Source organism: Bacillus sp. BD59S, from assembly GCF_007363175.1.
Taxonomy (GTDB): Bacteria; Bacillota; Bacilli; order Bacillales; family Bacillaceae_G; genus Bacillus_A; species Bacillus_A pacificus.
On the sequence record NZ_CP034686.1, the window covers coordinates 4,712,508 to 4,739,122 of the forward strand.

Here is a 26,615-nt window from a genome sequence, read left to right on the forward strand (position 1 = left end):
TAAAATATATATTGCATAATAAAGCAACCCAAATAGGCTACTAAACTTGACATGTCATCAGAAAGACAACAATTTGTAAAATATATTACTTTTTCAAAACACTACCCTTCAGTATCTTACTATACCACACGAAAATAAAGTGGTATTTTTTTGTAATTTTTACTTTGTTTATGACATATAAGAAGATTGATTGAAGGCGGGAGATAAGACTCTCATGAAGATACTAAGTGAGATACAGGAATCAAAGGGTTTAACGAAGGAATTTCAAGATGAAGTGGCAGTTGCGAAAGAGAAGAAAAAGCCGTGGTAGAAGTTTTGGTAAGGTTTGTATATAAACTACAAAAAGGTAGAAAAGTATACTTTTCTACCTTTTCGATTAGCGGAATAAAGATAAACCAATTTTTAAACAATGCTATTCGTTTTTAACCATTTTTCAAAAATTAATCTAGATTGTTCTTCAGTAGCATCTTTATCCCCTATTGAAAATATTTTCAAGCCGTAACCAACAAATTTTTCACCCAAATTATGTTTACTAGCATATTCATACAAAAAATCCGCGCCAGCTTCATATTCTTCAATAAAAACATCCCATATAGGCTTGTCTATTTTCTTATATGCAATAACTTCTAAATCATATCCATCTTCATAATATCCTATATGCATATGTTGGTATTCTTCATAGTTACACATACTATTAAATAATCTCTCCTTTACCAAATAATATGATGATCATTCAAATTTGGCGGGACATGATAATGTAAATATGGTCCTTTATTTTTTACTGGACCATAATCTAACCTAAATAACACTTTTTTAGTAACTTTAGATCTGACTTGAATAATTCTAGTTTTATATGGACCTTCAAGAATATATTTATTTGGTGCGTCTAATGCTTTTTGTACATAAGGTCTCGCTATTTTCCAACCTTTATCTGCAGCTGTTCTTCCCGCTTTTGAAGTTAAAACCCTTAATGCTCCAATAACAAGAGTTGGTAATATTTCTTGTTTAACTATTAATTCACCTGTAAGAGGATTTTTTTCAATAACATATTCAACTCTTGGTTTACTTAGTTCTCCTTCTAATTGTAAAAATACAGGGTCAGTTATTAAAAAATCATATTCGTTCTCGAATTTTTCAAAATCGAAGTTAGAAACATCGACATTAGATAAATCAATACCACTATCTTCTTCAGGAACATATTCTTCGACAATTGTATCATCATTTAATTCAACAGTTGCATCAACAAATGATGGCAATGCAAAACTAAACATCAAAACGCAAGAAAGTATCCCAGCTATAATTCTCATCTACCATTCCCCTCTCAAATTTTATAATAGTGAGAAATAACTAAAATTTATATTTCCTATCATTTCTTACTATTAAATAGTATAAAATATAAAATTTTCTAACAATAATGAAAGTAAATTGATAAATTTGTTATTATTAATTTGTATAAAATAATCACTTAATAAGATTAAAAATAAATAAACTAAAAATCTCTTCCTCTACAATATAAAGCTAATAAAGCATCGCCCCTAAAGGTACAATACTGTATCTTTTAGGGCGATGTTAGCGCAAACCATTCTTAAGACACACCAATCTATTTTACCCCATTGGAGATGAGATATAGTAACTTTCAAATACTTGTAAGGTTAGATTTAAGCCTTTCACCATATCATTTAGTTGTAAATATAGTGTATTTCTTGGCTCTGTATACTCCTAAATGCTCTCCTATTTCTATAAATAGAAAAATTACTTTATCACAGGGCTCAATCGTAGGGTTTCTCCACCAACTGACTCGACACGCCATAAAAAAGAGCACATCCCACAGAATGTGCTCTTTCCATACTCTTTATATTACTTTTCGTTCTCTTCTTTTTCTTTATCAAACCATAACAGTTCATCGTTATCCACTTCACCATTATAATTGATTAAGATTTCTTCTCCTGCTTTTATATCTTTATAAGCATAGAAGTTAAATGTATGATTCTCAAAGACAATATCATACGTCGCATTCGGTGTATATGAATGATTGAATAACATGCCGTATCCTAAAAGGATTGCCGTATGATTAATCCCATACTCAAATGCGTAGTCAGCAAGTAATGTTTTCTCAATGTGTTCATGCTGTTCATTCGGATAAGAGATAACTGGCGCTGCGTGTATCAACTCACCTTTTTTAATATCACGAGTTGCAAATACACCTCTATTAAATTCTCCATCACTAAGTTCAGAAGTCTTAACTTCGATCATATGCGTCACCTATTTAATTCTTTCTTTGAAGTATTTTAATTCCGCTATTAGCTGAATTTTATCTTCTTAAGCTTGGCAGAAAACGAGCAGAAAAGCAATTAAAATCCGAGCAAGTCTTCGTTTAAATGAAAAAAGGGCACAAACGTTGCGCCCTTTTTAAGTGATATTACTTTTCTAAAATATCTTCTAACAATTTCACTTGCTCGCTAACAGTATGTAATGTCTTCACAGATGTATCATTTCGATGTTTTTCTTCTTCCACACTTGCTAACACTTCTTCTGTAGCCGCAGAAGTTTGCTGGATTACATTAGAAGCATGTGTAACATCCTTTACGATATTCGTCGTTTTAACTTGGAAACTTTCTTGATGACCAACGATTTCCCTCATTACATCATTAATTTCATCAATAAATTTCCCTAAATCCGTTACATTTGTTAAAACACTTACTAACATTTCATTACATTCTTCTTGTACTCTTTCTGATTTCTCTACCTGCACTTCTACCTTACTTGCTTGATTACTAAAATCCTTCAAAATCCCTTGAATTCTTCCCGCAGAACGATTTGATTCCTCAGCAAGCTTTAATACTTCATTCGCTACAATAGCAAATCCTTTTCCATGCTCACCTGCTCTCGCAGCTTCAATATTTGCATTTAAAGCTAGCAAACTCGTCTGACTTGAAATATTCGTTATTACATCTACAATTTCATTAATTTGTTTCGATTGTGTCATTAAATCTCTAAATATAATTCCTGATTGTGAAACAACATCATTTAAACTTCTCATATTCGCTTCAAAACTTCGTAGAGTATGTACACTACCTTTTGAAATTTCTAAGCTTTCATCAACACGAATCGATGCATTTCTTACTTGAGAAATGATTTGTTCAATATTTCCCTCCATATCGTTCAATACTTCTACCGAACGATGCATCATCTCTGATTGTGATTGCGTGCCAACTGCTACCTCTTCAAAAGCGAAATTAATTTCACTCATCGACTCCATCGATGTATTCATATTTTGTCTTAAATAATTGAAATTACGATCTAGTTTCACAACCGTTTCCTCAATAAGCCTTTGCGTTTCTTCTAACTCCTGAGCTTTTCTCATTACTTCTTGCTTTTCATCACTTAAACGAGCCAGTAAGTTAGAACCAATTTTCGTTACGCCCCACATAGCGATCGTTACGATTGCTAACAAGCTTGCGAAGTTTGCAGCTTCAGATGCTGCTGTATAAGCAAAAAATTGCTCCGGCCAATAACTACAAAGAATAAATGTAAGAACAACTGCCACTCCGCCGAGAATTACAACGAGACGTTCACTTAAATAAATAAGTGAAACGGCTAATGTAAAATAGACCATTTGAAATACAGCTGGGCTTTCATTAAAAGCTTGTACCATAATGAAAGACATCATAAGCAACATAAATGTCATGATATATTTATACGTCGTTTCCATGCTTTTTATAAAAGTAAGAAGTGTTCCAAATACAACCACAGAAATACCACAAACCCAAAACGCGATTGCTCTCTCTGTAAAAATATATCCGTAATACCCAATCGCGATGATTCCAAGGAAGAAACTACAAATCGTAATAAACAGCAATAAATGATTTTTCTGTGATTCTTTCTCAAGGTTAGAAAAACAAGTTTTCTTTAACCATTCCATATATAAAGTCCCACTTTCTACACTTAATTACTTCAACTTAAAGACCGCACTCACTGGGTTATGATCACTATTTTCAAACTTTAAATCTTTTCCTTGCACATTTACAATCTCCACATTCGGTGAAACGATAAAGCCATCAATAATCGTGACGAAGTTTTCACCTTCTACATACTTCTTCACATCGTCTCTCACCGTCATAACAGATGAGTCTACAGCCCACTTAAAGCCACCATCAGTAAAGTCCTTTGGTAACTCTACTAACCACTCAGGGCGCTCTTTCACAAACTTTGGATCACTTAATTGAACGTCAGAAAGTAATTGATTCCAATCCCCGCCCATAATTACGTAATCACCATTTTTATAATGCTTGTTCATATATTCTTTTAAATACTCTACTTGCTGTTTTCTAATTTTCCCGCCTTCATCGTACGCAGACAAATGTAAGTTTACAAGTCTAACATTCTTTCCATTATTAACAGGAATTTTATACTCAACAATCGCTCGATCTAAATCGAATAAACGCTTCGGCCAAGGCTCCATTCCAGGAAGCTGGAACCTCTCAGCTGTTTCAACTTTATATTTAGAAAATGTACTTAATCCAGCCTCCGCATATCCCATTGGACTTGTAATTGGGACAGGGACCCATTTTGTATCATAGTTCTTTCCGAACGATGAAGCATAATCAGGTAGTCCGTTTTTCAAAAATTCATGGCCATTTACATCAAAAGATCGCATTGATTTTATATCGACTTCTTGTAATAACGCAAAATCACTATTCTCATTTTGTAAAAACGAAAGTATATTCTTTAGGTTAACTTCCGTTTGTTCTTTGCTACTTGAACCAGATCCTTTTCCTCCATCCATAAAGAAGTCTTGGTCCTTATCTAATCCGGCATATCCAATATTAAATGTTGTAACTTTAAATTCATTTCCTGTCGCTAATACGCGCTCTTTATTATTTTCCACCTTCAAACTTACAACATCAGCAGGCTGTTCTTTAGTAAGTGTCATATACCCTAAAAAACCACCTACAACTCCCAATCCTACTAAAATACATATAAGTACTATTTTTAATAATTTCTTCAAATAAACGCCCCTTTTCTAAAACACACAACTTAATTTTCCTTATTTTCAGTTAACTAAAACTGAATGCCAGACATAAGAAATATTTTATCACACCAAAAACCTTATATCACTATATTTAGTTTATAAGCAGTTCCACTTGCTCTTACATTATCAAAAATACAAAATCCCCTAACTTCTTCACTGGAAATCAAGCGCAATGTTTAGTACACTATATGTAATAATTATAGGCGATGGAGTTCGCCATAAACGCTGCTTAGCTAATGACTCCTACCAGTATCACTACTGGTAGGAGTCTATTTTTTTGAGCAAGCTATTTAAAGAGGTGAGAAAATTGATTTATATTATCGTTGGCATTGCCGGTATATTAGGGGCGCTTTCTCGTTATTATTTAGGTCTTACGATTCATGAATTTTGGCATCATACATTTCCACTAGCTACATTACTCATTAACTTAGTCGGCTGCTTCTTATTAGCATGGCTGACTACGTATATCGCCCAGCGAAACATCTTGCCCTCAGAAATTATCACAGGCATCGGGACTGGATTCATCGGTTCCTTTACGACGTTTTCAACATTTAGTGTAGAAACTATTCAATTGATTAATCATTCTGAGTGGAGCATAGCCTTCTTATATGTATCATGCAGCATACTTGGTGGCCTCATTATGTCTGGACTTGGCTATACATTAGGTGATTTCTTAATTAAGAAACATCTTACGGAAGGTGATCACTTATGATAGAAGCTTTATTAGTAGCAACAGGAGGATTTTTCGGTGCTATTACACGATTTGCAATCAGCAATTGGTTTAAAAAAAGAAATAAAACTTCCTTTCCAATCGCTACATTTCTCATTAATATAACAGGAGCGTTTTTACTCGGATATATAATTGGCAACGGAGTCACTACAGGTTGGCAATTATTATTAGGTACTGGATTTATGGGTGCCTTCACGACGTTTTCAACGTTTAAGCTTGAGTCCATTCAGCTCTTCAATCGTAAAAACCTTAGCATACTATTTCTATATTTAAGTGCTACTTATATCATTGGTATCCTCTTCGCATTCCTTGGAATGCATCTAGGCGGAATATAAAAAAAAGCGACTCTTATCAGTCGCTTTTTTTATAAGAAGTAAGTCCCGCCATATGGAATGGAAAGTAAACTCGCTGGATACACATCATAATGTATACTTTGCATTGGAAGTTGTGAGTATGGCATATACTGTCCTTGCATCATTTGTGCAAAATATGCTTGTTGCTGCATTTGAATCACTTGATTCACAGCATGAATGGTCCCCTGTGCCCCAGCAAGTGTAATAGCTGCTCCCACTTGTCTACCTCTATAAATATAATGGTTCATCATGATTCAACTCACTTATTATTTTTCTTCCATATCGTATGTTTCTATTTCATAGTGAGTGTTTTATCCCGATTAACAGCCCTATCTATTGCTCTTGTTCAGCTTTGAAGTAATAAGTCCAAATAGTAATACACCAATACCACTAAGGAACAATATATAACTTATCGGTACTAAGAAAAAGAAAGGTTCTTCAAGGAATCCATTTGCCCCTACTTTACTGTTTGAAGCATGTATAGCTAAAGTAATAATCGCTAAAATCATGAAAGAAATAGCTACTACGTATTTGTTTTTCATTTCACATTCTCCTCTATTCATATAATTACCCTTAGATTGTTAACATCATATTACCCAAAACAACATTAACATTCAATATTTTTTTATTGTTTTACAATAAAAAAATATTGAATGTTATAAACAAAAAGGTTTGCGAAGCATCTTAAATTACCTCACAAACCTTTTCAAACATCAATATTTACACTTCAAATCTCTTACTTACTACAACATAAATCGCACACAACAGCACAAATATTCCAGCATAAATTAATAAAACTTCTACGCTAAACATATCAGCCAATGGGCCAAATATTATCATTCCTAAAGGAAGCGCGCATGAATTCGCGATTTGTACAACACTAAACATCCGCCCATGCATAGAAGGTTCTACTTTTTCCTGTAATAACACGGTAACTGGTGTATTGAAGCACGGCATTGTTATACCAATTAAAAAATTAAATAGTAAATACATAATAAATATTGGTGCAATCCCTAATCCAATCATAAGCAGTCCATATAACGCACAAGCTAGCGCTGTTGTATGCATACGATTACGAAAGCCACCCCACGCCGCAATTAATGCGCCACCAGCTGCTGCCCCCGCACTAAAAGTCATCTCGCTAGCAGTAAGTCTCCACATTTCTGCACCGAAAGAACGAGTTACCATTAAAGGTGTTAAAAAGGCAGCTGGACTTATTAAGATCATGACAATGATTAATAAAACAAGTAGCCTTTTAATAAATACATTTTCTTTTAAATAAACAAAACCTTCTTTTATACCTTGCAGATTAGATTTTTGCTTACTCCCTACATTCACATGTCCTTCCACTTGAATGATAAACATAATACTAATTCCGATCATAGCTGTCATAACATCAATAAAAAATGTCGCTTCAATGCTAGCAATAGAAAGAATTGCAGCACTTACTGCTGGAGAAAGAAACATAATTAAAGATGTAATACTGCTATTGATCCCATTTACTTTCATAAGAAAATCTTTTGGAACGATTTGTGGGATTAACGCATTCACAGCTGGCGTTTGTACCCCTGTCCCAGCAGAACGAATGAGTAGCACTATAAAAAGTAACCAAATACTTTTATATCCTGTTAAAAAGAAAATCGCCAAAACTAACGTAGCAATTGCTATAATCCCATCCGATAACATAATCATCTTTTTACGGTCGTAACGATCAATCCAAACACCCGCAAATAAAGAAATCGCAATTTGTGGTAAGAAACCACAAACGGTTGAAATGGTCAACATTACCCCTGACGATGTTGTAAGGGTGATATACCATATAATTGCGTACTGCACGAGAGATGAACCGAACAACGAAATCGTTTGAGCAGTCAAAAATAATATAATTTTCGTTTTCCAATTATTTTCACTCATATGCTTCACACTCCCTTAACTAATCCCATCTCTATATTAAAAATACTATCTGCCCAATCAAGATAAAAACTTGCTTCGTGAGATACGAGTATAACGCTCCCCTTAAACTGTACTAACGCCTTTTGCAAAGCTTCCTTCGCTTCTGCATCTAAATGATTTGTCGGCTCATCTAAAATTAAGAAGTTACAAGGTGATAGTAATAATCCACACAGTTTCACCTTCGATTGTTCACCACCACTTAACGTACGAATTTCTTGCGAAACGTGCGTATCTTTCACTCCACACGCAGCTAAATGATGGCGTATTTCCTTCATATTCAGTTTAGGAAACTGTTCTGAAATAATTTGAAGTGGCGTTAAAGAATCATTGCTCCAATGTAAATCTTGCTCATAATATCCAATCTTTATTTGCTCTGAAAAGTGAAACTCTCCAGAAATACTAGCAATATTTCCAACGATTGTTTTTAATAAAGTAGATTTCCCTACTCCATTGAATCCTGTAATAACAAGTTTTTGCCCACCCATTACTGAAAAATTCAACTTTGGTAAGAGAGCGAAGTCGTAACCAACTTCAAGGTTATTTACTTCAAGAACTGTCTGAACTGAAATAGGAAGTTCCTGAAAATGAATAGACGGTTTATGAGTAAAACTTGGTGGCGCAATTCTTTCCATACGCTGCAACTGCTTTCTACGTCCTTGTGCTATTTTTGAATTCACCCCAGCAATATTTCTACGAATATACTCTTCCGTTTTTTCAATTTTCTTTTGCTGTGCATAATATTGGCGAATATAATCTTTTCGCAAATGCTCTTTTTGTCTTACAAAATCTGAGTATTTGCCGTAGTACTTCTTCACCGTTCCGAACTCTACATCACATATACAAGAAGTCACTTTTTCTAGAAAATCAAAATCATGCGACACGACAATAAACGCCCCTTCAAAATTCATCAAATAATTAGCAAGCCACTCCACATGCTCCTTATCGAGAAAATTCGTCGGTTCATCTAGTAATAAAATATTAGGCTCTTCTAATAAGAGCTTCGCTAAAATTACCTTTGCACGCTGACCTCCGCTTAATTCACCAATAACACGATTCATCCTAATCGCATCAATACCTAAACCGGCTGCCACCTTATTTATGACGCTATCTACTGAATAAAAATCACGAGCCTCCAGCTGCTCTTGCATTTCAGCTGCTTTTAGTAGTTGATTCTCATCTCCAGTCATCGCACTTTCTTCATATAACTTGTTCATTCTCTTTTCTATTTCATACAAATCATAAAAGGCTCTCTTTAAATATTGTGAAATGGTATAACCCTCATCAATTTCAGCGTATTGATCAAGATGCCCAATTTGAATATTAGGCTGCCACTTTATGTCTCCCTTATCAGAAATAATTTCCCCCACCAATATTTTCATTAATGTGCTTTTTCCTGCACCATTCTGTCCAACAATTCCCATATGCTCCCCTTTATGCAAATCAAAAGAAGCATTTTCGTATAATACTTTATCTATAAAACTATGTGATAAACTTTCAACTTTAAGTAAACTCATTCTTATTCCTCTTTTCCTGAAATTAAAAAAAGCAGAGGGATAGCGTCATTCGACACTAGCCCTCTGCTTCGTGGTTTTTCCTATACTACTCCAATTTACAGTAAAGACTCATCGGAATAATATACACAAAGGGCCATAGACAAAGCATTGTCTATGGCCCCTTAATCTATTTTATACACCAGCTGAAAAACCATAACGAAATAAGCATAGGCAAACTATACTTTTTTCAAAAAGTTATTCAGCCGATGAATATAGGGGATTTATGCCCCTTGATTAAGCTCCGTACAACGCTTCACCGTATACATTTGTGCGGAGCAAAGTTTTCTAATGAGTTTTACAAATTTTATATAAAGCATGTTCTGCACCTTCCTTAATACTTAAAAGGGATTTTAGCATACGTTTTTACGAAGCGTCAACATTACTTCCGAATCTTTCAACTACTTGTTTTCAAAATATTGCTTCTGAAACATACACATTCTTATCGCATTATGATAGTTACCATCAACGAAAAACTCATCAATAAGCTCACCTTCTACCATAAACCCAACTTTTTTATAAACATGTACTGCTTTTTCATTTTCCTTATCCACAACTAAATAAATCTTATGCATATTTAGTACAGAAAAAGCATAATCCATTGCTAAACGCGTCGCATCCACTGCATAACCATATCCTTGATAATTCGGATCAATAATAATTTGGAATTCTGTTCTACGGTGAATATAATCGATTTCTACTAACTCAACTAATCCAACCATTTCATTGTCTTTCTCAACGATAAATCGGCGTTCGCTTTGATCATGTATATGTTTATCGTATAAATCTTGCAGCTCCACAAATGCCTCATACGGCTCTTCAAACCAATACGACATAATATGCGCATTATTATTCAGTTCGTGTACGAACTTTAAATCTTCTCGTTCTAATGGACGTAACTTCAATTCCTGATTCATTTCTATAACCTCCAAGTAAAAGAAACCTCTTCACTTAATTTCTCAATTTTTTTCAATTTCAAACGCCCTATTTACATTGTAAACTTTCAAGTAACTTAAAGGTCAAGATAAAAAAAAGTAGTGCAAACTTATGTCTGCACTACTACTCTTTTCTCAAATCTCTCATATTTGATATGTATAAAGCGATAACTAAAATAAGAATTGCTCCTGCATATAATAACGTCTCCATCGGTTCCTCATGAGACACAATAATCAATCGAATTAACGCCGTGATTCCAATATAAATAAAATAACGTAACGGAAAATGGTAGTTCGACTTAAAATACTTAATAATTAATGCAATGAACTCGAAGTATAAGAAATAGACGATAATACTTTCAACTAATTTATATGACGTATACTTCTTCGCTGAAAATATGTATTGGATAAAAGTAATCGTCTCATTAATTAAAAAAATAGATAAGACAATGGATAATATAATTAACGCTATATTTAATATCCACTGTAAAACACTTGCGATAAAATGATCAATATTGAATGATTTCATTTTCCCATTAAACTCCCCTTCGTATAAGTACGTATTTATTATAGCAAAATTATACTTACAGAAGTGTTAAATCAAATATGATCGTCCTCTCTCACTATCACTTCACCATTCGGATATTTATGCTTAATATAGTCGCTTCCCCAATCACAAAGTACTTTTAAGCCTTGTTTTAATGATTGTCCCTGTTCTGTAAGGGAATATTCAACTTTCGGCGGTACTTGATTGTATACCTTTCTAGATACGAGCCCATCCTTTTCTAGCTCTTTCAATTGTTCCGTAAGCATTTTTTGTGTAATACCGGTTACCAATCGTTTTAACTCACCCGTTCTTGTCGGTCCGCTTGTTAAATGATATAAAATATGGGATTTCCACTTACCTCCGATCACATCTAAAACGACTTCACTTCTATTGTTATACTCTTTTTTCATACCGAACTCCTTCTGCATTTTTATAGGCACTTTCTCGTGCCTATGTCACGAGATGGTGTCTATATCACGGAAAAGTGCGTACTTTTCATAGTACCTGTACTATACCATAATGATGCATGTAAGCAACTTATAACAGAACAGAAACTTAGTGGAGGTATTTTAAAATGAAAAAAGAAAATCGTACTGCAAATTTTTATGATGTGATTCGTGAGCGTCGTTCCGTTCGCTCCTATGATCCATCCGTTACAATCTCTGATGAAGAAATTAAAGAACTTTTAGAAGAAGCAATGTTAGCACCAAGCAGTTCAAACTTAAACCCATGGCGTTTCATGGTAATTACAGATCAAGATTTAAAAGAGAAGCTTCACCCAATCGCTTTAAATCAACCACAAGTGTTAGAAGCATCTGCTATGATCGTAATTTTAAGCGAAAATCATGCTCATGAATTCGAGCATATCAATAAGGTGAACGAACGTGCGGTAGCTGCTGGATTTATGACAGACGAAATTAAAAACAGACTAAACAACAGCATTCGTGAGTTTTATGCACCTGTCAGTGACCAAGGAAAAAGAGAATGGCAAATGCTTGACGGTGGTTTGCTAGCTATGCAGTTGATGCTTGCTGCAAAAGCGAGAGGATATGATACAGTTCCAATGCTTGGCTATAACGCTGAAGAATTCCGCCAAGCATTTAACGTTCCAGAAAACTTAACTGACGTTTTAATGATTGCATTAGGCAAAGCAAAAGAGCCGGGATTCCCATCAGTTCGATTAACTGTAGATGAAGTAACTTCTTGGAATGGCGAATTTTAATCACCATAATCATCGTACTTTTAGAATGAAAGTACGATGAATCCTATTAATTAAACTATGATCGACTACTTGCAAAAAAAGAAAGGTAGGAAAACAATGCTTGAAGTTTTAAATCGAATTAATGAATTAGCTAAAAAGCAAAAAGAAGAAGGCTTAACAAAAACAGAATTAAATGAGCGTATGAAAATACCAAGATTTTTTGTTACTTAGTGATTCATCTCCTATACTGAGCTACAGGATTTTTTTAAGGTAAAATTATTTATAACTCTCTAAAAAAGCCTTACTACACATACATTGTAGTAAGGCTCTGACTATTTAAGATAAACATTAAACGACTTCATTATCTCTATACAAATAAGGTTTAGCAAATAATGTTACCATCCCCTCCAAGGAAAAGAAACCTTATTTCAACTTTCCTATTGATAAGTTAACACGATAATTCCCGTATTTTAATAGTCGTCCTAGAAAGTTATCTAAGTCTTCATTGGACGCAAAATGTGTTTTTAATAAATAACACCCCTCACCACTTACACGGTGTACCTCAGAAATCCCTTCTTCTCCTTGAAAGAAATTCATAAACTCTTGGTGATTAGCTGTTGTTACGAACAAAGTAACAAATGCAGTCACTACTTGTCCTAACTTGATTCGGTTTATTGCAATTGTATATTGTTCAATAATTCCTAGATCCTCTAATCTCCGAATTCGATTTCCTACAGCCTGCCCTGTCATATGTATTTTCTGACCAAGTTCTTTCCATTGTATTCTCGAGTTTTCTCCTAATAATTTCAGTATCTCAAAATCTGTTTGATCAATGATATAAACCAATCCTTTCACCGTGAAAGTAGAAAGCCCGAAAGTGTTTCGCCAACTTATTCTGCTTATCGATACAATTCACTATACTTAGTTTATCCTCTTACATCACATTATTTATCAGGTATATTCACTTATAACATAGAGGACACATCAAAAAAATAAATCTAGATTTAAAGGAGGTTACAAATATGTTATTACAAGAAATTCTATCGTTCAATGAACAATTTGTAGAAAATAAGGAATACGCTCCTCGTGAAGCGACAAAAATGCCTAAAAAACGTATGGTTGTTGTTTCTTGCATGGATGCTCGTTTAATTGAGCTACTCCCAAAAGCTTTAGATATACACGACGGTGATGCAAAAGTTATCAGAAATGCAGGTGGTAAAATTGCTTCTCCTTTCGATAGTGTTATGCAAAGTGTTGTAGCGTCAGTATACGATTTAAATGCAGATGAAATCTTCCTTATTGGACACCATAGATGTGGTGCGAGCCAAACGAATCCAAAAGGAACACTTCAAAAAATATTAGATCGTGGAGTAGCTTCACCAGAAATTTTATCAGCAATTGAATATGCTGGTGTTGACCTTGAAAAATGGCTATTTGGATTCGATGATATCTGCGATTCGACTCAAGCTAATGTTGATTTAGTAAGAAATCATCCACTTATTCCAAAAGATGTTCCTGTACATGGTTTAGTTATCGATCCTCACACAGGTAAATTAGATTTAGTAGTCGATGGATATAAAAAATTAAATGGTATGAAACATTAATCATTACTTAAATGAAGGGAAGTTATTAAATATGAATAGACAAGAAGCTACGCAAAAAATTATGGAAGCAAAAATCGCAAGAGGTTTAACATGGGAAGAAATCTCAAAAGTAAGTGAAAACTCTGAGACTTGGGTTGTAACAGCATTATTAGGACAAGCTACAATGACACGTCCAGAAGCAGAAAAAATCGGTAAACTATTAGAATTAGATGAAGAAGTAGTTCGAGCATTAACAGTAGTTCCACTTAGAGAGCAAGTAATGCAAATGCCTCCTACTGATCCAATCTTATATCGATTATACGAAATGATGTTACAATACGCACCAACTCTTAGAGAATTAATCTTAGAAAAAGCCGGCGAAGGTGTAATGAGTGCAATTAACTTCAACCTAGGTGTGGATACACAAGAAGATCCACAAGGTGGCGACCCTCGTATCGTCATTACACTTAACGGGAAATTCTTACCATTCCGTACATGGTAAATAATCAAAAAATCCATCTATATAATTAAAATAATTTTATAGATTTACAAAATCCATCCTTTCTAACTGTGTAGAAAGGATGGATTTTAACTATGAAATTCTTTTTGGGCAAAGGAGACTAATATGAATAAAAAATACTTTGATACGAGCTTTAGTATTCTACAGTGGTTTGTGTTTTTATTAGCAAATGCAATTGCACTACCTATAATTATTGGTGGTATATTCCATTTACCAATAGAAGATATCTCAACATTAATGCAGCGAACTTTTTTAGTTGTAGGAGTAAGTTCATTTATACAAGCATGGTTTGGGCATCGCTATCCTATTGCGGATGGACCAGCCGGTTCATGGGTAAGTATATTTGTCATATTGGGACAAGTCGCTATGTATCAAGGACAAAGTGCAAAAGGCGTGTTGCAACTTTTAGAAGGCGGATTAATTATTGCAGGTATATTACTCTTCGTTCTTGGTATAACAGGGCTTGTTCATCGAATCTTATGTTTATTTACCCCTTTAGTTACAGGAACTTTTCTTTTAATCTTAGCACTTCAGCTTAGTGGTGTGTTACTAAAAGGCATGATGGGATTACAAGGATATGCAACTCACCCTGACTATACAACAGCTACTATTGCGCTCTTTGTTTTTGCCCTTATTACTTTCTTATCAATTAAAGGGAAAGGATGGATGAAAAGTTACGCTGTATTACTTGGAATTTCATGCGGTTGGCTTTTGTATGCAGTATTAGGAAAATCATCTCATATACCTTCGCACACAACGCTAGTTAAGTTACCAGAGATATTTGCTTGGGGCACACCTAAATTCGATATTGGAATGACTCTAACTGCAACTTTATTTACATTTCTTTTAGTTGCAAATACAATTGCTGCTATTTCGGCTGTAAAACAAGTGGCTCCGTTATCTAAAGAAACTGAAAAGCAAACACTGAACCGTGGTGTATGGGTAGGAGGTATATCACATATTATCTCGTCGTTGTTCTCTACAATTGGAATTGTACCATTACCTGCATCGGCAGGATTTATCCAACTAACAGGGCAAAGAAAAGTGAAGTCGTTCCTTATAGCCAGTCTTATATTAGCAGGTATTTCTTTTATCCCCTCAATTGTAAGCTTTATATCCTTGCTACCAGGACCTATTGCTAATGCTGCACTTTTAGCAACATTTGTCCAAGTAATAGGCATTTCACTTCAATCCATTTTACGTGAAGAATTAAATCAACGCCGATTAACTATATTAGGAATTTCATTATTAATCAGTTTGGGTATAATGTTTCTTCCAGAAGGTGTATTTAGCGGAGTTCCTTCTTCCTTACAATATGTTTTAAGTAACGGATTACTCGTAGGTACTATGATCGTTATTTTGCTAGAACAGTTTTGGAAAGATTAAAATTTGTGACTAAGTAAAAAAGCGCCCTACTTATAGGGCGCTTTTTTTATACTTAATGACTAATACTAGCTGTTGGGTATAATGTTGTTCCTCCAATTGAAACTTTTATTTCATTTGTTAATGGAACGTTTTGTTCATTAATAATTGTTCTCCACCATTCCCATGCAAGACCTGTACATTCTCTTGCTACAATTTTTATATTTTTTGAGTTCGGTGGAAGAGGGATAACTGTAGAGTAATGAGCCGTTTTGTCTTTTCCGCTACCATCCCATGTTTTATGTGTTAGTACTTCGTTACCCTTTTGGTCAAATGTGAATTCATCCCAAGATACATCAAATTGAGCAACGTAAGCACCGTAATGATCAAGTGTCATTTTAGCACTTGAATATTCTGTAGTTGTCGTCTCAATATAATCTGTATTGTTATGAACAGCAGCAGTTGCATTATCTTTTAAGAAAGTACTTGTATATGAAATTGGGTATGCTGGATTTTTAAGACTTAATTCAGCATTATCTTTAATGATATTTCGGATTTCATTGAAATCTTTAGTAACAACCTTGTTATGCTCTTTCGCATCTCCGCCTAATACTACAGCAGTAAAGGTACTTTCTTCAAAAATATCTTTATACTGTCCACTTGTTTCAACGCTGTTATCCTTAAGTAAGGCTTTAAAAGCAGCTTGTACATCTTTGCTCTTAGATGTTGTTTCTAATTTTACATAAATCGTTCTACCATAAGCTACATTTGAAACCATAACAGGTGGAGCCGAATTACTTACGCCTTTTCGAGTTAACTCATCAAAAGTAACGCTATTATCAAAAAGGTCGGATGGATTGTTAGGTAGTTCAGCACTTACCGTATAAAATATTTGCTTATACGCCGCTACCATCACTTTTTTCTCTCCATTTGCAACCGCATTAAAATCAATGTTTAGACTGTTATCAAGATATTTAGCGTTAACATTAAGAGCGCTTGCGATTTGCGATTTACTATAAACCATGGATTCCGTATACTGCATTCTTGCAGGTAACGTATGTGTTGTAGAATACTTTTCATTCCAAGTAGATACTAAATCGTCTACTGCTCCAGCTACATTACCATATGTCGGATTTTGGACAGTGATTGTATTTTCTTTTCTCATGCCCGGTAAGTCTATACTAATATTCAAAGGCTTTCTCTTAGCCACTAATAAACTCGGTTGATTGTCTGCAAAAGCTTTATTTGCAAGTTGTACAGCTCCTGGATACGTGCGATTCACTACAGAATCAATAATTGAAATATCGACTGGTGACGTTGTAAGTGATTTTTTCTCGCGTTCCACTACTACAAATTTACCATTTGAATTGATACTTTCTTTCGGAACAAAACTTTCTACTTTATCACCATTTACAGCTAAAACCTCTTGATTATTATATTTAAGATTTGCTATACCAGTATCAATGCCACTAGCATTTTTGATTACATCAGTTGCATTACCTACTTGTGTTTCTGCGAAGGAAATAGATGAATAATTAATAGTGCATAGACTAACTAATAAACATGCAAGGAACTTTCTTCTTTTAGTGTTTTTCTTAATATTCAGAAAAATCACCCCGTTCTTTTTTTAGTAAAATATGATAATGATTGATAAATGATAGCTAACTAATAAACTTACATAAATGCTTTTAAAAGTTCTTGAATTAACGGGATTACGCCACCTACAAATTTTAAAACTGCCATTGCGATTTCCATATTATTTCCTCCTTTTTATTGCTACGAAAATGTGATTTATCTTTATGCCCTCATTATAGTGACCCCTTGCACTTTTATCAATACACTCTGATATGCAATATTACATATAAAAAAACAAGCTGGATTCTTTTAAAAAGTTATACAGAGATATTTTTTTCGCTTGGTATATACTTGAAAAGGTGAAGCATTCTTTTGCATTTTATGAGTAATTACATAAAAAAAGCTGCTGCCTATAAAATATAGACAGCAACTTCAACTAGAGTAGCTTGCATAATCTACGCAAGCTACAGTATTTTTTTACATTTTATAACTAATAAACAGCGATCGGCCCATAAGGACCATCAATAATCTCTATTTTTGTTTCAAAAATATCTGTCAAAAGTGTTGGGTCCATAACTTCTTCTACTGTTCCAAAAGCAGCAATTTGTCCATCTTTCATAGCACAAATTTTATCAGAGTATTTAGCTGCAAAATTTATGTCATGCATAACCGTCAAAATTGTTCTTCCAAATTCATTAGCTGCACGTCTTAAATGCTCCATCATTTGAACAGAACGAGCAACATCAAGGTTGTTCAAAGGTTCGTCCAAAAGTACATATTCCGTCTCTTGGCACAATACCATCGCTACATATGCCCTTTGTCTTTGACCACCAGAAAGCTCATCTAAATATCTATTCTCTAAACTAGTTAAATCTAAGAAATCGATATATTTAGAGATGATAGCCTCATCTTCTTTAGTCAATCTTCCCTTTGAATAAGGAAAGCGCCCAAATCCAACTAATTGTCTAACAGTAAGCCTCGTTACAAAATGATTTTCTTGTCGCAATATAGTCAAAACTTTTGCTAAGTCTTTTGATTTGGATTCAGAAACATCCATATTTGCTACCTGGATTTGCCCTTCGTCCATATCTAAAAGTCTACCAATCATCAAAAGTGTCGTTGACTTTCCAGCCCCATTCGGTCCAATTAAAGAAGTAAAGCCCGCTTTTGGTATTTCAATATCCAAAGGTCCTATTTTTACCTTATCAGTATAGAACTTTTTAACATTATCAATTTTTATCATAAAGCCCTCTTCCTTAAAACTATAGTTAAGAATATGATTCCACCGAATAATTCAATAATAACTGAAACTACACCTTGAGCATGGAATACATGATACATTAAAAAGTATGCGCTCGTCATTATTAAAAATCCTATAGCAAAAGCCATCGGAAAAATATATCTATGATCATACGTTGACGCTGCCTGATAACTCAAAGTTGCTACTAAAAATCCGTAGAAAGTAAGTGGCCCAATTAGAGCTGTTGAAATGGACATTAAAATAGCTACTAATACAAGCGTATAAATTACACTAGGTTGATATTTAACTCCAAAAGAAGTAGCAACATCTTTTCCTAGTGATAAAACATTCAAATTCTTAGAATGAGCAAAAATTAATACCGCTACAATTATGATCATAGGAATTACAATAGGAAAATATGCAGGATCTGCATGATTAACAGAACCAAATAATCTTGCTTGTAAAATATCAAATTCTGAAGGCGCAAGTAGTTTTCTCATGAAAGTTGACACAGAATTTAGCCCGGTACCAATAATAATTCCAACTAAAAGCATAAGTTGTAAATTCCCGTATTTACCGGAAAGTAACCATCCATAAAGTATCAAACTCATGAAGACCATAACAACAACTTGGAATAAAAATGATCCAATTCCATTAAAATTTATTAACGCACTAGCACCAAAGAAGAATACTGTACTCGTTTGAATTGCTGAATAAAGTGATTCGAAACCTAAAAGTGAAGGAGTAATAATTTTATTATTCGTAATAGATTGGAAAGCAACTGTCGACAAGCTATGGCAAACCGCAGCAATAATCATTGCAACAATAGCTACTATCCTTCTCTTAACGACTGGGATAAAAGAAGGTGAATCTATAGGAACTGGATTGTTATAAACTAAAAGTCCATATGAAGAAAGAAGACCTAAAGCAATCAATGTTATCAGTAAAATCCAATAACGTCTTGCTTCCTTCTTAGACCGAAAAGCGCTAGCTGATCTACTTTCATTATGAAGGCTAGAATCGATTTCGACATTTTCTTTTTTTCTATATTCTAATGTGATCATCGTAGCCTCCTTGGTTTTCTTTGTCTCAATAAAATAGTAATAAACACGACTGCTCCCACTGTTGCAAGTATTAAAGAAACCGGTAATTCAAAAGGCTGTATAATTGTTCGAGAAATGATGTCACAGGCAGTTATTGATCCCATTCCGATCACACAAACCCAAGGTAAATTACTCCTAAGATCATCACCTCTAAACATTGAAACGATATTTGGCACAATTAATCCTAAGAAAGGTAAGTGTCCAATAACAGCCGCAACAATTCCAACTGCAACAGAGATAAGAGCAGTCCCAAAAAGAACAATTCTATTGTAATTAACTCCAAGACTTGTTGCGACATCTTCTCCTAGTCCAGCTAAAGTCAATCTATTAGCATACATAAAAATAAGAAAAGTAATGATAACAATCAGCCATAAATATTCATATCTTCCCACCTGAATGTTAGCAAATGAACCTACAAACCAAGTTTCAATACTTTGCGTCTTTTGAAAAAGGAGTCCTAAAAAAGTAGACACTGCAGAAATTACTGCTCCAAGCATCAATCCAATAATCGGAACAATTAAAGACGAACGAAGCTTAACTCTTCTTAAAAATAGAAAGAAAATCATAGTTCCTATAAAAGAAAAAATGATTGCACCAGTCATTCTTTGAACTAAAGTCGGGGCAGGAAATAATAAATACACAAAAAGCAGGCCTAAGCCTGACCATTCAATAGTCCCCGTTGTAGTAGGTTCAACAAAGCGATTCTGTGTAATGAGTTGCATTACGAGCCCTGCCATCGCCATCGCAGCTCCAGTAAGCATTAATGCAGCTGTTCTCGGAACACGAGTTATGAAAAACATCTCTGTCCCGTCCTCTTGTCCACGTATATCATAAACTCCAGTAAACAGTGATATAATCCCTAAAATTATAACAACTATAATCGCTATTATAAAAGGTTTTGTCCATAATTTATTGTGATTATAAAACTGGGGTTGAGAAATATTCTCAACCCTAGAAATTATATTTTTTGACACTGTTTCGTACTCCTTTACACTACTTAGTTAAAGTTTTTGCCATATTTCCAAATAACTCTATATAAGTTTGAATTGATTCATTTGTGTAAGTATCTTCTGGTGCATAAATAACTTGTTTTTTAGAAACAGCAGTTGTGTTTTGAAGAGCAGGTGATTTAGAAATAACATCCTTAGCAGGTGTTGACTTAGCTGCATCAGATGTTGCAGCATCACGATCTAATACGAAAATCCAATCAGGATTTGTTTGTGCAATAGCTTCAACAGAAACGTCATCACCTTTATGACCTGCAGTAGAATTTGAAACTTCTAACGCTGGAGTCCAACCGAAAATTTCATACATTGGTCCCCAAACGCGACCAGAATGTGGAGCAGCAAAACCAATATTACCACCAGTAACGATAACACTCATAACTTTATCTTTTCCGTTATAAGCAGATTTTGCTTTTTCAATAGATTTATCAAAATCAGCTACTAATTGTTTAGCTTCTTTATCTTTATTAAAGATTTTTCCTAAAGTAACTGTAGAATCTTTAAGTCCTTTTACTAAGTTTTCGCCAGGCTTAGTAGCTTTCTCAGAGACATCAAAATTAAGATCAATAACTGCTGCATTTGGTACTAATTTTTTGATTTCTTCGTAATGGTCAGCAAATCTTTGACCAACGATTACAAGGTCAGGGTTTGCCGCTGCAATAATTTCAAGATTTGGTTCACGGTGATTTCCAATATTTTGAACTGAATTATCCTTTACATACGCTGAATCTGCAGGCATTACATCCTTCGGAGCAGCCGCTAATTTAATTCCCCAATCAGCTAAAGTTTCAAACGTTCTATTATCTAAAGCAACTACATTCTTTGGATTTACAGGAACTGTAACTTTTCCATGTGCATCAGTGATTTCAACCGTTTTTGGCTTATCACTACTATTATCTTTATTATTAGCCTTCGAAGTTTCTTTACCTGAATCTGAGCAAGCTACTAACATTAATGTAAAAATTGCTAGAATACTTACTAATTTTAAAAGCATAGTTTTTTTCATACGTATACTCCTTATAGTGTAATTTATTTCGAAAATGATGACTTTCATAGATTGAGTTAGATAGTAACTTCTATTCACCTAAATCAATATTGATAATCATTTTCATTTGGATATCCTGTAAATAAGTATAGTCATTAATTATGTGAAAATCTTGTGAATGGTGTGAGTTAATAAAATTAAACATAACTTAGATATGATCTCAACTAATGCGCAACAGATTCATCCCCCACACGTACTAACCAGTAGATTAGCACCTTATAAACTGTGATTTCTACTGTAAAAAAAAAATGACCATTAATAGCTAATTTTTCATATTTTACATAAACTATTTTATCATTCAACCATTGAATAGCCTCTGCCATGTATCGTTTGAATGTATCTGTCTTTCTTCTCACATTTCAACTTTTTTCTTACATACCCAATATATAAGTCTACTACATTTGGATTTACTACTACGTTATATCCCCAAACTTGATTCAAAAGCATTTCGCGGCTCAATATTGTATTTTTATTCTTGATTAAAAATACAAGTAAATCGTACTCGCGTTTCGTAAGCGAGAGATTTTTACCGCCTTTTTTCACAATATTGCTAGATGCATCAACAAGGAGATCTTTAAACTGAACAAAATTCGGCTCATTTTGCTGAGTATAATCACTTCGCCTTAAAATAGCTTGCACCCTTGCTACTAATTCTTCTTTCGCAAATGGTTTTCTTATATAATCATCAGCTCCTGCTTGTAACCCTGCTACGCAATCCTTGCTAGAAATATTGTCGGTCACAATAATAATCGGTGTCATTTTAACAAGTCGTATTTGCCTGCAAATTTCTGGTCCAGATATGCTTAATGAATCCCAATCTAATATGATAATATCCCAATCTTGTTCATATACTATATTTAAACCTTCGTTTTCATTGTGAAGTTTTAAAATGAAATGGCCTTCTTGCTTTAAACCACTTACGATTTTCTTCGCTAAAGACCTTTCATTCTTAATTACTAACACCTGCCTCACCGATGGTTCACCTCTACTTCAATATAACTTGGTTAGATAAAAAATTATCTCCAAAAATAATTTAAGATTTATAAGTATGAAACTCCTAAAAAAAGTCATTATAACAGCTTATTAGGAGAACTCTATATAATCTTACAATAGGTATGGATAGAAATACAAAGTATATGAAGATTTGAATAAATTAAAATTAACATATCTACTTACCAATCGGACATTTACAAGCAGCAGAGCTTCCACCTAACCTCTTTACTTCAGCCAAATTTTGAGATGGGAGTTTTACTGCCCGGCAAATAGCGGGATAAATATTATTTAATCATTACGGGGTTGCTATAGTATCTACCTACTTATCGTCAATAACTATTTCTTCGTTTTCTATTTCAAGGGTACCGCCCATCCCCACCAATTTAAGCATATTATAAAACCTCCAAAACAAAAAAACTGCATTCTTCTTATTTTAAGATTAAATTTAATAGAGTTTAAGATCAATGTCCTATAATGCAATTGTAACAAGTTAACTAACAATGAAAAAACAAAAGAAACACTGAGTGTAAAATAAATTTTCAAAAGGATCATCACTGTATTAATAATCCTTTTCCATTGCTCACTGATACATTGTTAAATCATACTTCCTCCCTTTATTCTCACCAACATACGGGATTTTCAGTAATTGAAGGATGCGTTTCATAATTGAACTTGATTGGATATTTAGAAATTCTTTCAACTTACTATTAGTAGCCTCGGTTTCGATAAGAAGCGCATAATCTTGTAAAGCACACTTATGTGCATCCTTAGATACAGTATTACATTTCGAGCAATACCACCCTTTTTTCACTTTAACCATTGGTATAGAGGTACATTCCTCACACAGTACCCCCTTTAACAATTCTTCTTTTTTCATTTGATATTTTTCAAGAACATTGTGTTGCAATGGGGAATGCTCCATCATCATTCGCTGAATAAGCTCATTTATATTATATATAGTTTTTTTCTTATATTTAATTTCTAGCCACTTTATTTTATGAGGTAAATTAGCACTATGAATGATTTTATTAGAGAGGTTATCATCTGAAGATTTAACAACGGTACGCGGCGTACTAATAACAACGAAGGATTCAATTGGGAATTTAGAAAACCCGTATAACCTTAACCATTTCTGAAGCTGTAATTCCTGTCTTTTTATTTGCAAAATTGGATTTGGAAATCCTTCTGACTTTTCTTCGGATATGCGAATGAGCTGATTAAATGTTGAGTCGAAAAGTAGTGTACCTACTATATTCTTTATTTCTAAAAATAGAAGAAAACGCGAGGAAATGATGATAGTATCAATTTGAAAGTAATGATTTTGATCAAATAAACGAATGTCATGTAAAATGCTATAATCTTGCTCAGGGAGAAAACTTAATGAATAATCAACAGCTCGTTCCCCTTTATAACCTGCCTTATATCTCGCTATATTTTCAGCGATTATATTCCGTTTTGGATGATGAACAGGCAATCTTCTGAGTAGCGCTTCTAATTGACGTAAATAAATCGGCATTCTCCGTTCTTTCACAATCATTTTATCACTCCTCTAGAAATATATCGGCGATTTTTTCATTATATCGACCACAACTTCAATTATATCGGCGATTTTTCCAATATATCGAACGCAACTTCAATTATATCGGCGATTCGACATAGAATATCGACCGCTCGACAAAACACGACATCACCCCACCTCCCAAAACAGCATACCACCCAAAACCCACTACTAGCAAAACATGAAAATCCTATTTTCCTGCAAACAAAAAGAACCATAACCTCGCCAACCTAGCAAAGTTATGGTTCGTATCATACAATGTCACTTTGCCCATAAGTTTGCCGCAGTTGGAATCATAAACTTGCCGAAAACCGCTTATTTTAGAAGATATTTATCTAATTGTCCAAAGAAAATGGAAGCATAACTTTGCCGTGAGTTTTATTAATGTAGATTTTGAATAATGTTTAGTCAAATTGATACTAATAACCTTGATAAACGAGCAAAAAGAAAGAGCGTGTTTTTAAAGAAAATTGATCAAAACACGCTCTTAACTTATTTAATTGAATCATTCTTTTATAAAAAAGTCTGTAATCCTTCTTTCATTAAAGTGCCCTTTAGTTGAGGAAAGGGTGGTTATACGGACTAACTACTTAGCCGTCGTTCCATGAACTCTTTTTATTGTTTCATCCCTTTCATTCTCATTCAAATATTCGAAAAAACCTAAGCGATTCCCCCAGGGGTCTGTAAAGCTACTCCATTTTACGGGAACCTCTTCTCTTGAATATATTTCAAAAGGCTCAATATTTAATTCCTTTATCATTCTATCCCTTTCAGCCTCTATATCCATCACACCTATGCGTATAGGACCGCTACCTTCTGTTGGCGTTCCCTCGGCTACCTGTAACCAACTCCCGGGCACGAGTTCAAACTCAACAAATCCCTCATGAGGTACAAAATCAGGCTCTTTATTCAGTAGTGACTTGTACCATTCCTTTCCCTTTTCAAAGTCTGAAACACGAACTTGCACAGTCGTTTCAATAATCACCATAACCCCTCCATTTTTTTAATATCGACCTTAATCTACTTCAACACAGTTGTATACGTTCCTTCTTTGCTGATATGGAGCAACTTTATTACTACTCAACAGTTCCTTTATCGGTATTTCAGTTCAGATTTTCTTTTCACTATAAAAACATCCCTTTAGATAAACAGATCCAAAGGGACAAAACATCACATCTTTTTTATAAGCACTGTAACTTTATTTAAAAGGCGACTTAAAAAATTTTCAAATCCTGGAAGCATAAGTTTGCCATAAACCAAAAGAACCATAAGCTTGCCGCCTTGGCAAAGTTATGGTTCAAATCACATACAAAATAAAAAAACCACCAAATATGTATTGGTGGAGACGGTGGGAGTCGAACCCACGTCCAAAAATATCGGCACTTAAGCTTCTACGAGTGTAGTCGATATATTAGCATTTCGCGAACTCTTCGGCCTATCGACAGGCTTCCAAGTTGCTAGTCTGGTTGTTCTCTTCCTTTGTCCTCAGACGGCGAACTCCGGCGTAGTCCACTTAGTTTGAGTCCCTTACCCTACCACATGGACGATGGAGGGAGGAACCTTTAGTGCAATTAAGCAGCTAAAGAAAGATTGTTTTGTTTGCCAATTATAGGCTTTGACGTTTTAACGAGGCCGATCCCCTCGACTCGCAACCTAAGCTCGAACTATCCCTGTCGAATCCGTAACGTCCCCATGATAAAAATGGAGCATACGAAGAAAATTTCGTGATAGCTACTAAGAGCTGTTTTTCAATGTGCAACAATCTTACATAAGTTATTATAACATACGCGTGCCGTTTTACAAATGTAAATATCTGTATTACATCTTTTGGCGATCACGGAACGCGCGTGCAATTTCACGTTTAGCTTCTTTCTCTTTTAAATCGTGACGTTTATCGTATTGTTTCTTACCTTTTGCTAAACCAAGTGCCATTTTCGCAAATCCATTTTTCAAATAGATTCTAACTGGAACTAGTGCATATCCTGTCTCTTTTGAAGCACCCGCTAACTTCTCAATTTCTTTTTTATGAAGAAGTAACTTTCTCGTACGAAGCGGATCGTGGTTGAAACGATTTCCTTGCTCGTACGTACTAATATGCATATTATGAACCCATACTTCACCATTATGTACACGTGCAAACGCATCTTTCAAGTTCACGCGTCCAGCGCGAATCGACTTAATTTCTGTTCCTTGAAGGACAAGCCCTGCTTCGTATGTTTCTTCGATGAAATAATCATGAAATGCTTTTTTATTTTGTGCAATAACCTTACCTGAACCTTTTGGCATATAACGTCCCTCCTCTATTTTTACTATTGTAACAAATGTTACTAA

Annotated in this window: 30 protein-coding genes, 1 other RNA gene and 1 riboswitch; of the genes, 8 read left to right on the forward strand and 23 right to left on the reverse strand. The window is 34.3% G+C overall.

The features are described from left to right. The first annotated feature begins 214 nt into the window (after window positions 1–214). On the forward strand, window positions 215–310 hold the full coding sequence (locus tag EKQ63_RS26940; protein ID WP_087955055.1) for a DUF3967 domain-containing protein: 96 nt from the start codon (window positions 215–217) through the stop codon (window positions 308–310). 92 nt (window positions 311–402) lie between these two features. Here the strand turns inward: EKQ63_RS26940 and EKQ63_RS26945 are convergent, their stop codons facing one another. The 5 genes from EKQ63_RS26945 to EKQ63_RS26965 form a co-directional block, all read right to left on the reverse strand. Next, window positions 403–690, reverse strand: a complete 288-nt coding sequence (locus tag EKQ63_RS26945; RefSeq protein ID WP_088327784.1) for a DUF3986 family protein — start codon at window positions 688–690, stop codon at window positions 403–405. A gap of 20 nt (window positions 691–710) precedes the next feature. Beyond that, on the reverse strand, window positions 711–1,307 hold the full coding sequence (locus tag EKQ63_RS26950; protein ID WP_087955057.1) for a hypothetical protein: 597 nt from the start codon (window positions 1,305–1,307) through the stop codon (window positions 711–713). Between the two features lie 550 nt (window positions 1,308–1,857). Further along, window positions 1,858–2,253, reverse strand: coding sequence for an SET domain-containing protein (locus EKQ63_RS26955; RefSeq protein WP_000573649.1), 396 nt, complete (start codon window positions 2,251–2,253; stop codon window positions 1,858–1,860). A 166-nt stretch (window positions 2,254–2,419) separates the two neighbouring features. Next, window positions 2,420–3,922, reverse strand: a complete 1,503-nt coding sequence (locus EKQ63_RS26960; protein ID WP_088327786.1) for a DUF4077 domain-containing protein — start codon at window positions 3,920–3,922, stop codon at window positions 2,420–2,422. A gap of 27 nt (window positions 3,923–3,949) precedes the next feature. Beyond that, window positions 3,950–5,008, reverse strand: coding sequence for an endonuclease/exonuclease/phosphatase family protein (locus tag EKQ63_RS26965; RefSeq protein WP_088327787.1), 1,059 nt, complete (start codon window positions 5,006–5,008; stop codon window positions 3,950–3,952). 217 nt (window positions 5,009–5,225) lie between these two features. After that, window positions 5,226–5,285: riboswitch (Fluoride riboswitch) on the forward strand. Between the two features lie 54 nt (window positions 5,286–5,339). Here EKQ63_RS26965 and crcB (EKQ63_RS26970) point away from each other — a divergent pair. Further along, a complete protein-coding gene (crcB, locus tag EKQ63_RS26970) occupies window positions 5,340–5,744 on the forward strand; it encodes a fluoride efflux transporter CrcB (protein ID WP_000639329.1) in 405 nt (134 codons plus the stop codon). Next, on the forward strand, window positions 5,741–6,097 hold the full coding sequence (crcB, locus tag EKQ63_RS26975; protein WP_087955060.1) for a fluoride efflux transporter CrcB: 357 nt from the start codon (window positions 5,741–5,743) through the stop codon (window positions 6,095–6,097). Before crcB (EKQ63_RS26970) ends, crcB (EKQ63_RS26975) begins: the two co-directional genes overlap by 4 nt. 29 nt (window positions 6,098–6,126) lie before the next feature. Here crcB (EKQ63_RS26975) and EKQ63_RS26980 read toward each other — a convergent pair whose 3' ends face one another. The 7 genes from EKQ63_RS26980 to EKQ63_RS27010 all read right to left on the reverse strand — a co-directional run bounded on the left by EKQ63_RS26980 (window position 6,127) and on the right by EKQ63_RS27010 (window position 11,510). Further along, complete coding sequence (locus tag EKQ63_RS26980) at window positions 6,127–6,366, reverse strand: DUF3947 family protein (RefSeq protein WP_087955061.1); 240 nt, start codon at window positions 6,364–6,366, stop codon at window positions 6,127–6,129. Window positions 6,367–6,444: 78 nt separating this feature from the next. Then, window positions 6,445–6,678 (reverse strand): DUF3955 domain-containing protein, encoded by a 234-nt coding sequence (locus tag EKQ63_RS26985; RefSeq protein ID WP_087955062.1) that lies wholly within the window; start codon window positions 6,676–6,678, stop codon window positions 6,445–6,447. A gap of 157 nt (window positions 6,679–6,835) precedes the next feature. Then, window positions 6,836–8,029 (reverse strand): MFS transporter, encoded by a 1,194-nt coding sequence (locus tag EKQ63_RS26990; protein ID WP_142940753.1) that lies wholly within the window; start codon window positions 8,027–8,029, stop codon window positions 6,836–6,838. 5 nt (window positions 8,030–8,034) lie between these two features. Beyond that, entirely contained in the window at window positions 8,035–9,582 is a 1,548-nt protein-coding gene (locus EKQ63_RS26995) for an ABC-F family ATP-binding cassette domain-containing protein (protein WP_088327966.1), read from the reverse strand. Between the two features lie 437 nt (window positions 9,583–10,019). Beyond that, entirely contained in the window at window positions 10,020–10,535 is a 516-nt protein-coding gene (gene speG / locus EKQ63_RS27000) for a spermidine N1-acetyltransferase (protein ID WP_001071092.1), read from the reverse strand. A 142-nt stretch (window positions 10,536–10,677) separates the two neighbouring features. Continuing rightward, the gene (psiE, locus tag EKQ63_RS27005; protein ID WP_000834703.1) at window positions 10,678–11,082 is read right to left on the reverse strand and encodes a phosphate-starvation-inducible protein PsiE; all 405 of its coding nucleotides are present in this window, start codon (window positions 11,080–11,082) and stop codon (window positions 10,678–10,680) included. Between the two features lie 71 nt (window positions 11,083–11,153). After that, window positions 11,154–11,510: a winged helix-turn-helix transcriptional regulator gene (locus EKQ63_RS27010; protein ID WP_143881658.1), complete on the reverse strand. Its 357-nt coding sequence runs from the start codon at window positions 11,508–11,510 to the stop codon at window positions 11,154–11,156. A 164-nt stretch (window positions 11,511–11,674) separates the two neighbouring features. Between EKQ63_RS27010 and EKQ63_RS27015 the strand changes: the two genes are divergently transcribed. Beyond that, a complete protein-coding gene (locus EKQ63_RS27015; protein WP_087955066.1) occupies window positions 11,675–12,322 on the forward strand; it encodes a nitroreductase family protein in 648 nt (215 codons plus the stop codon). 96 nt (window positions 12,323–12,418) lie between these two features. Next, window positions 12,419–12,532, forward strand: coding sequence for a DUF896 domain-containing protein (locus EKQ63_RS27020; protein WP_223290773.1), 114 nt, complete (start codon window positions 12,419–12,421; stop codon window positions 12,530–12,532). 192 nt (window positions 12,533–12,724) lie between these two features. On the opposite strand, the gene EKQ63_RS27025 is transcribed toward EKQ63_RS27020, so the two are convergent. Further along, window positions 12,725–13,156: an Lrp/AsnC family transcriptional regulator gene (locus EKQ63_RS27025; RefSeq protein ID WP_087955067.1), complete on the reverse strand. Its 432-nt coding sequence runs from the start codon at window positions 13,154–13,156 to the stop codon at window positions 12,725–12,727. A 167-nt stretch (window positions 13,157–13,323) separates the two neighbouring features. Here EKQ63_RS27025 and EKQ63_RS27030 point away from each other — a divergent pair, with 167 nt between their 5' ends. The 3 genes from EKQ63_RS27030 (at window position 13,324) to EKQ63_RS27040 (ending at window position 15,790) form a co-directional block, all read left to right on the forward strand. Beyond that, a complete protein-coding gene (locus EKQ63_RS27030) occupies window positions 13,324–13,905 on the forward strand; it encodes a beta-class carbonic anhydrase (protein ID WP_087994685.1) in 582 nt (193 codons plus the stop codon). A gap of 31 nt (window positions 13,906–13,936) precedes the next feature. Continuing rightward, window positions 13,937–14,386 carry a cyanase gene (gene cynS / locus EKQ63_RS27035; RefSeq protein ID WP_143881659.1) on the forward strand — a complete coding sequence of 150 codons (450 nt, stop codon included), beginning with the start codon at window positions 13,937–13,939 and terminating at the stop codon, window positions 14,384–14,386. 123 nt (window positions 14,387–14,509) lie between these two features. Then, the gene (locus EKQ63_RS27040; RefSeq protein WP_087955070.1) at window positions 14,510–15,790 is read left to right on the forward strand and encodes a purine/pyrimidine permease; all 1,281 of its coding nucleotides are present in this window, start codon (window positions 14,510–14,512) and stop codon (window positions 15,788–15,790) included. A 52-nt stretch (window positions 15,791–15,842) separates the two neighbouring features. On the opposite strand, the gene alo is transcribed toward EKQ63_RS27040, so the two are convergent. From alo to smpB, 10 genes are all read right to left on the reverse strand, one after another. Next, window positions 15,843–17,381: an anthrolysin O/cereolysin O family cholesterol-dependent cytolysin Alo gene (alo, locus tag EKQ63_RS27045; protein WP_088327964.1), complete on the reverse strand. Its 1,539-nt coding sequence runs from the start codon at window positions 17,379–17,381 to the stop codon at window positions 15,843–15,845. A gap of 450 nt (window positions 17,382–17,831) precedes the next feature. Then, on the reverse strand, window positions 17,832–18,584 hold the full coding sequence (locus EKQ63_RS27050) for an iron ABC transporter ATP-binding protein (protein ID WP_087955072.1): 753 nt from the start codon (window positions 18,582–18,584) through the stop codon (window positions 17,832–17,834). Further along, a complete protein-coding gene (locus EKQ63_RS27055) occupies window positions 18,581–19,645 on the reverse strand; it encodes an iron chelate uptake ABC transporter family permease subunit (protein ID WP_000631245.1) in 1,065 nt (354 codons plus the stop codon). The genes EKQ63_RS27050 and EKQ63_RS27055 overlap by 4 nt, the downstream gene beginning before the upstream one ends. Beyond that, window positions 19,642–20,658, reverse strand: coding sequence for an ABC transporter permease (locus EKQ63_RS27060; protein ID WP_000041820.1), 1,017 nt, complete (start codon window positions 20,656–20,658; stop codon window positions 19,642–19,644). The genes EKQ63_RS27055 and EKQ63_RS27060 overlap by 4 nt, the downstream gene beginning before the upstream one ends. Window positions 20,659–20,677: 19 nt before the next feature. Further along, the gene (locus EKQ63_RS27065; RefSeq protein WP_143881660.1) at window positions 20,678–21,694 is read right to left on the reverse strand and encodes a siderophore ABC transporter substrate-binding protein; all 1,017 of its coding nucleotides are present in this window, start codon (window positions 21,692–21,694) and stop codon (window positions 20,678–20,680) included. A 333-nt stretch (window positions 21,695–22,027) separates the two neighbouring features. After that, window positions 22,028–22,705: a response regulator transcription factor gene (locus EKQ63_RS27070; RefSeq protein ID WP_087995395.1), complete on the reverse strand. Its 678-nt coding sequence runs from the start codon at window positions 22,703–22,705 to the stop codon at window positions 22,028–22,030. A 601-nt stretch (window positions 22,706–23,306) separates the two neighbouring features. Then, complete coding sequence (locus EKQ63_RS27075) at window positions 23,307–24,263, reverse strand: nuclease-related domain-containing protein (RefSeq protein WP_088327963.1); 957 nt, start codon at window positions 24,261–24,263, stop codon at window positions 23,307–23,309. A 607-nt stretch (window positions 24,264–24,870) separates the two neighbouring features. Further along, window positions 24,871–25,269, reverse strand: a complete 399-nt coding sequence (locus EKQ63_RS27080) for a VOC family protein (protein WP_087995397.1) — start codon at window positions 25,267–25,269, stop codon at window positions 24,871–24,873. Between the two features lie 352 nt (window positions 25,270–25,621). After that, window positions 25,622–25,976, reverse strand: a transfer-messenger RNA (tmRNA) gene (ssrA, locus tag EKQ63_RS27085). A 126-nt stretch (window positions 25,977–26,102) separates the two neighbouring features. After that, entirely contained in the window at window positions 26,103–26,570 is a 468-nt protein-coding gene (gene smpB / locus EKQ63_RS27090) for an SsrA-binding protein (RefSeq protein ID WP_001123905.1), read from the reverse strand. Window positions 26,571–26,615: the final 45 nt, after the last annotated feature.

Excerpts from the sequence above, each read along its gene's own strand:
- cynS (WP_143881659.1), top strand. The coding sequence starts at position 13,937 with ATGAATAGACAAGAAGCTACGCAAAAAATTATGGAAGCAAAAATCGCA.
- crcB (WP_087955060.1), top strand. The coding sequence starts at position 5,741 with ATGATAGAAGCTTTATTAGTAGCAACAGGAGGATTTTTCGGTGCTATT.
- EKQ63_RS27020 (WP_223290773.1), top strand. The coding sequence starts at position 12,419 with ATGCTTGAAGTTTTAAATCGAATTAATGAATTAGCTAAAAAGCAAAAA.
- smpB (WP_001123905.1), bottom strand. The coding sequence starts at position 26,570 with ATGCCAAAAGGTTCAGGTAAGGTTATTGCACAAAATAAAAAAGCATTT.
- EKQ63_RS26960 (WP_088327786.1), bottom strand. The coding sequence starts at position 3,922 with ATGGAATGGTTAAAGAAAACTTGTTTTTCTAACCTTGAGAAAGAATCA.
- EKQ63_RS27030 (WP_087994685.1), top strand. The coding sequence starts at position 13,324 with ATGTTATTACAAGAAATTCTATCGTTCAATGAACAATTTGTAGAAAAT.
- EKQ63_RS26950 (WP_087955057.1), bottom strand. The coding sequence starts at position 1,307 with ATGAGAATTATAGCTGGGATACTTTCTTGCGTTTTGATGTTTAGTTTT.
- EKQ63_RS27015 (WP_087955066.1), top strand. The coding sequence starts at position 11,675 with ATGAAAAAAGAAAATCGTACTGCAAATTTTTATGATGTGATTCGTGAG.
- EKQ63_RS26945 (WP_088327784.1), bottom strand. The coding sequence starts at position 690 with ATGTGTAACTATGAAGAATACCAACATATGCATATAGGATATTATGAA.
- EKQ63_RS26990 (WP_142940753.1), bottom strand. The coding sequence starts at position 8,029 with ATGAGTGAAAATAATTGGAAAACGAAAATTATATTATTTTTGACTGCT.
- EKQ63_RS26980 (WP_087955061.1), bottom strand. The coding sequence starts at position 6,366 with ATGATGAACCATTATATTTATAGAGGTAGACAAGTGGGAGCAGCTATT.
- EKQ63_RS27055 (WP_000631245.1), bottom strand. The coding sequence starts at position 19,645 with ATGATCACATTAGAATATAGAAAAAAAGAAAATGTCGAAATCGATTCT.
- psiE (WP_000834703.1), bottom strand. The coding sequence starts at position 11,082 with ATGAAATCATTCAATATTGATCATTTTATCGCAAGTGTTTTACAGTGG.
- EKQ63_RS26995 (WP_088327966.1), bottom strand. The coding sequence starts at position 9,582 with ATGAGTTTACTTAAAGTTGAAAGTTTATCACATAGTTTTATAGATAAA.
- EKQ63_RS27010 (WP_143881658.1), bottom strand. The coding sequence starts at position 11,510 with ATGAAAAAAGAGTATAACAATAGAAGTGAAGTCGTTTTAGATGTGATC.
- EKQ63_RS27065 (WP_143881660.1), bottom strand. The coding sequence starts at position 21,694 with ATGAAAAAAACTATGCTTTTAAAATTAGTAAGTATTCTAGCAATTTTT.
- speG (WP_001071092.1), bottom strand. The coding sequence starts at position 10,535 with ATGAATCAGGAATTGAAGTTACGTCCATTAGAACGAGAAGATTTAAAG.
- EKQ63_RS27050 (WP_087955072.1), bottom strand. The coding sequence starts at position 18,584 with ATGATAAAAATTGATAATGTTAAAAAGTTCTATACTGATAAGGTAAAA.
- EKQ63_RS26940 (WP_087955055.1), top strand. The coding sequence starts at position 215 with ATGAAGATACTAAGTGAGATACAGGAATCAAAGGGTTTAACGAAGGAA.
- EKQ63_RS27040 (WP_087955070.1), top strand. The coding sequence starts at position 14,510 with ATGAATAAAAAATACTTTGATACGAGCTTTAGTATTCTACAGTGGTTT.
- EKQ63_RS26985 (WP_087955062.1), bottom strand. The coding sequence starts at position 6,678 with ATGAATAGAGGAGAATGTGAAATGAAAAACAAATACGTAGTAGCTATT.
- EKQ63_RS26955 (WP_000573649.1), bottom strand. The coding sequence starts at position 2,253 with ATGATCGAAGTTAAGACTTCTGAACTTAGTGATGGAGAATTTAATAGA.
- EKQ63_RS27075 (WP_088327963.1), bottom strand. The coding sequence starts at position 24,263 with ATGATTGTGAAAGAACGGAGAATGCCGATTTATTTACGTCAATTAGAA.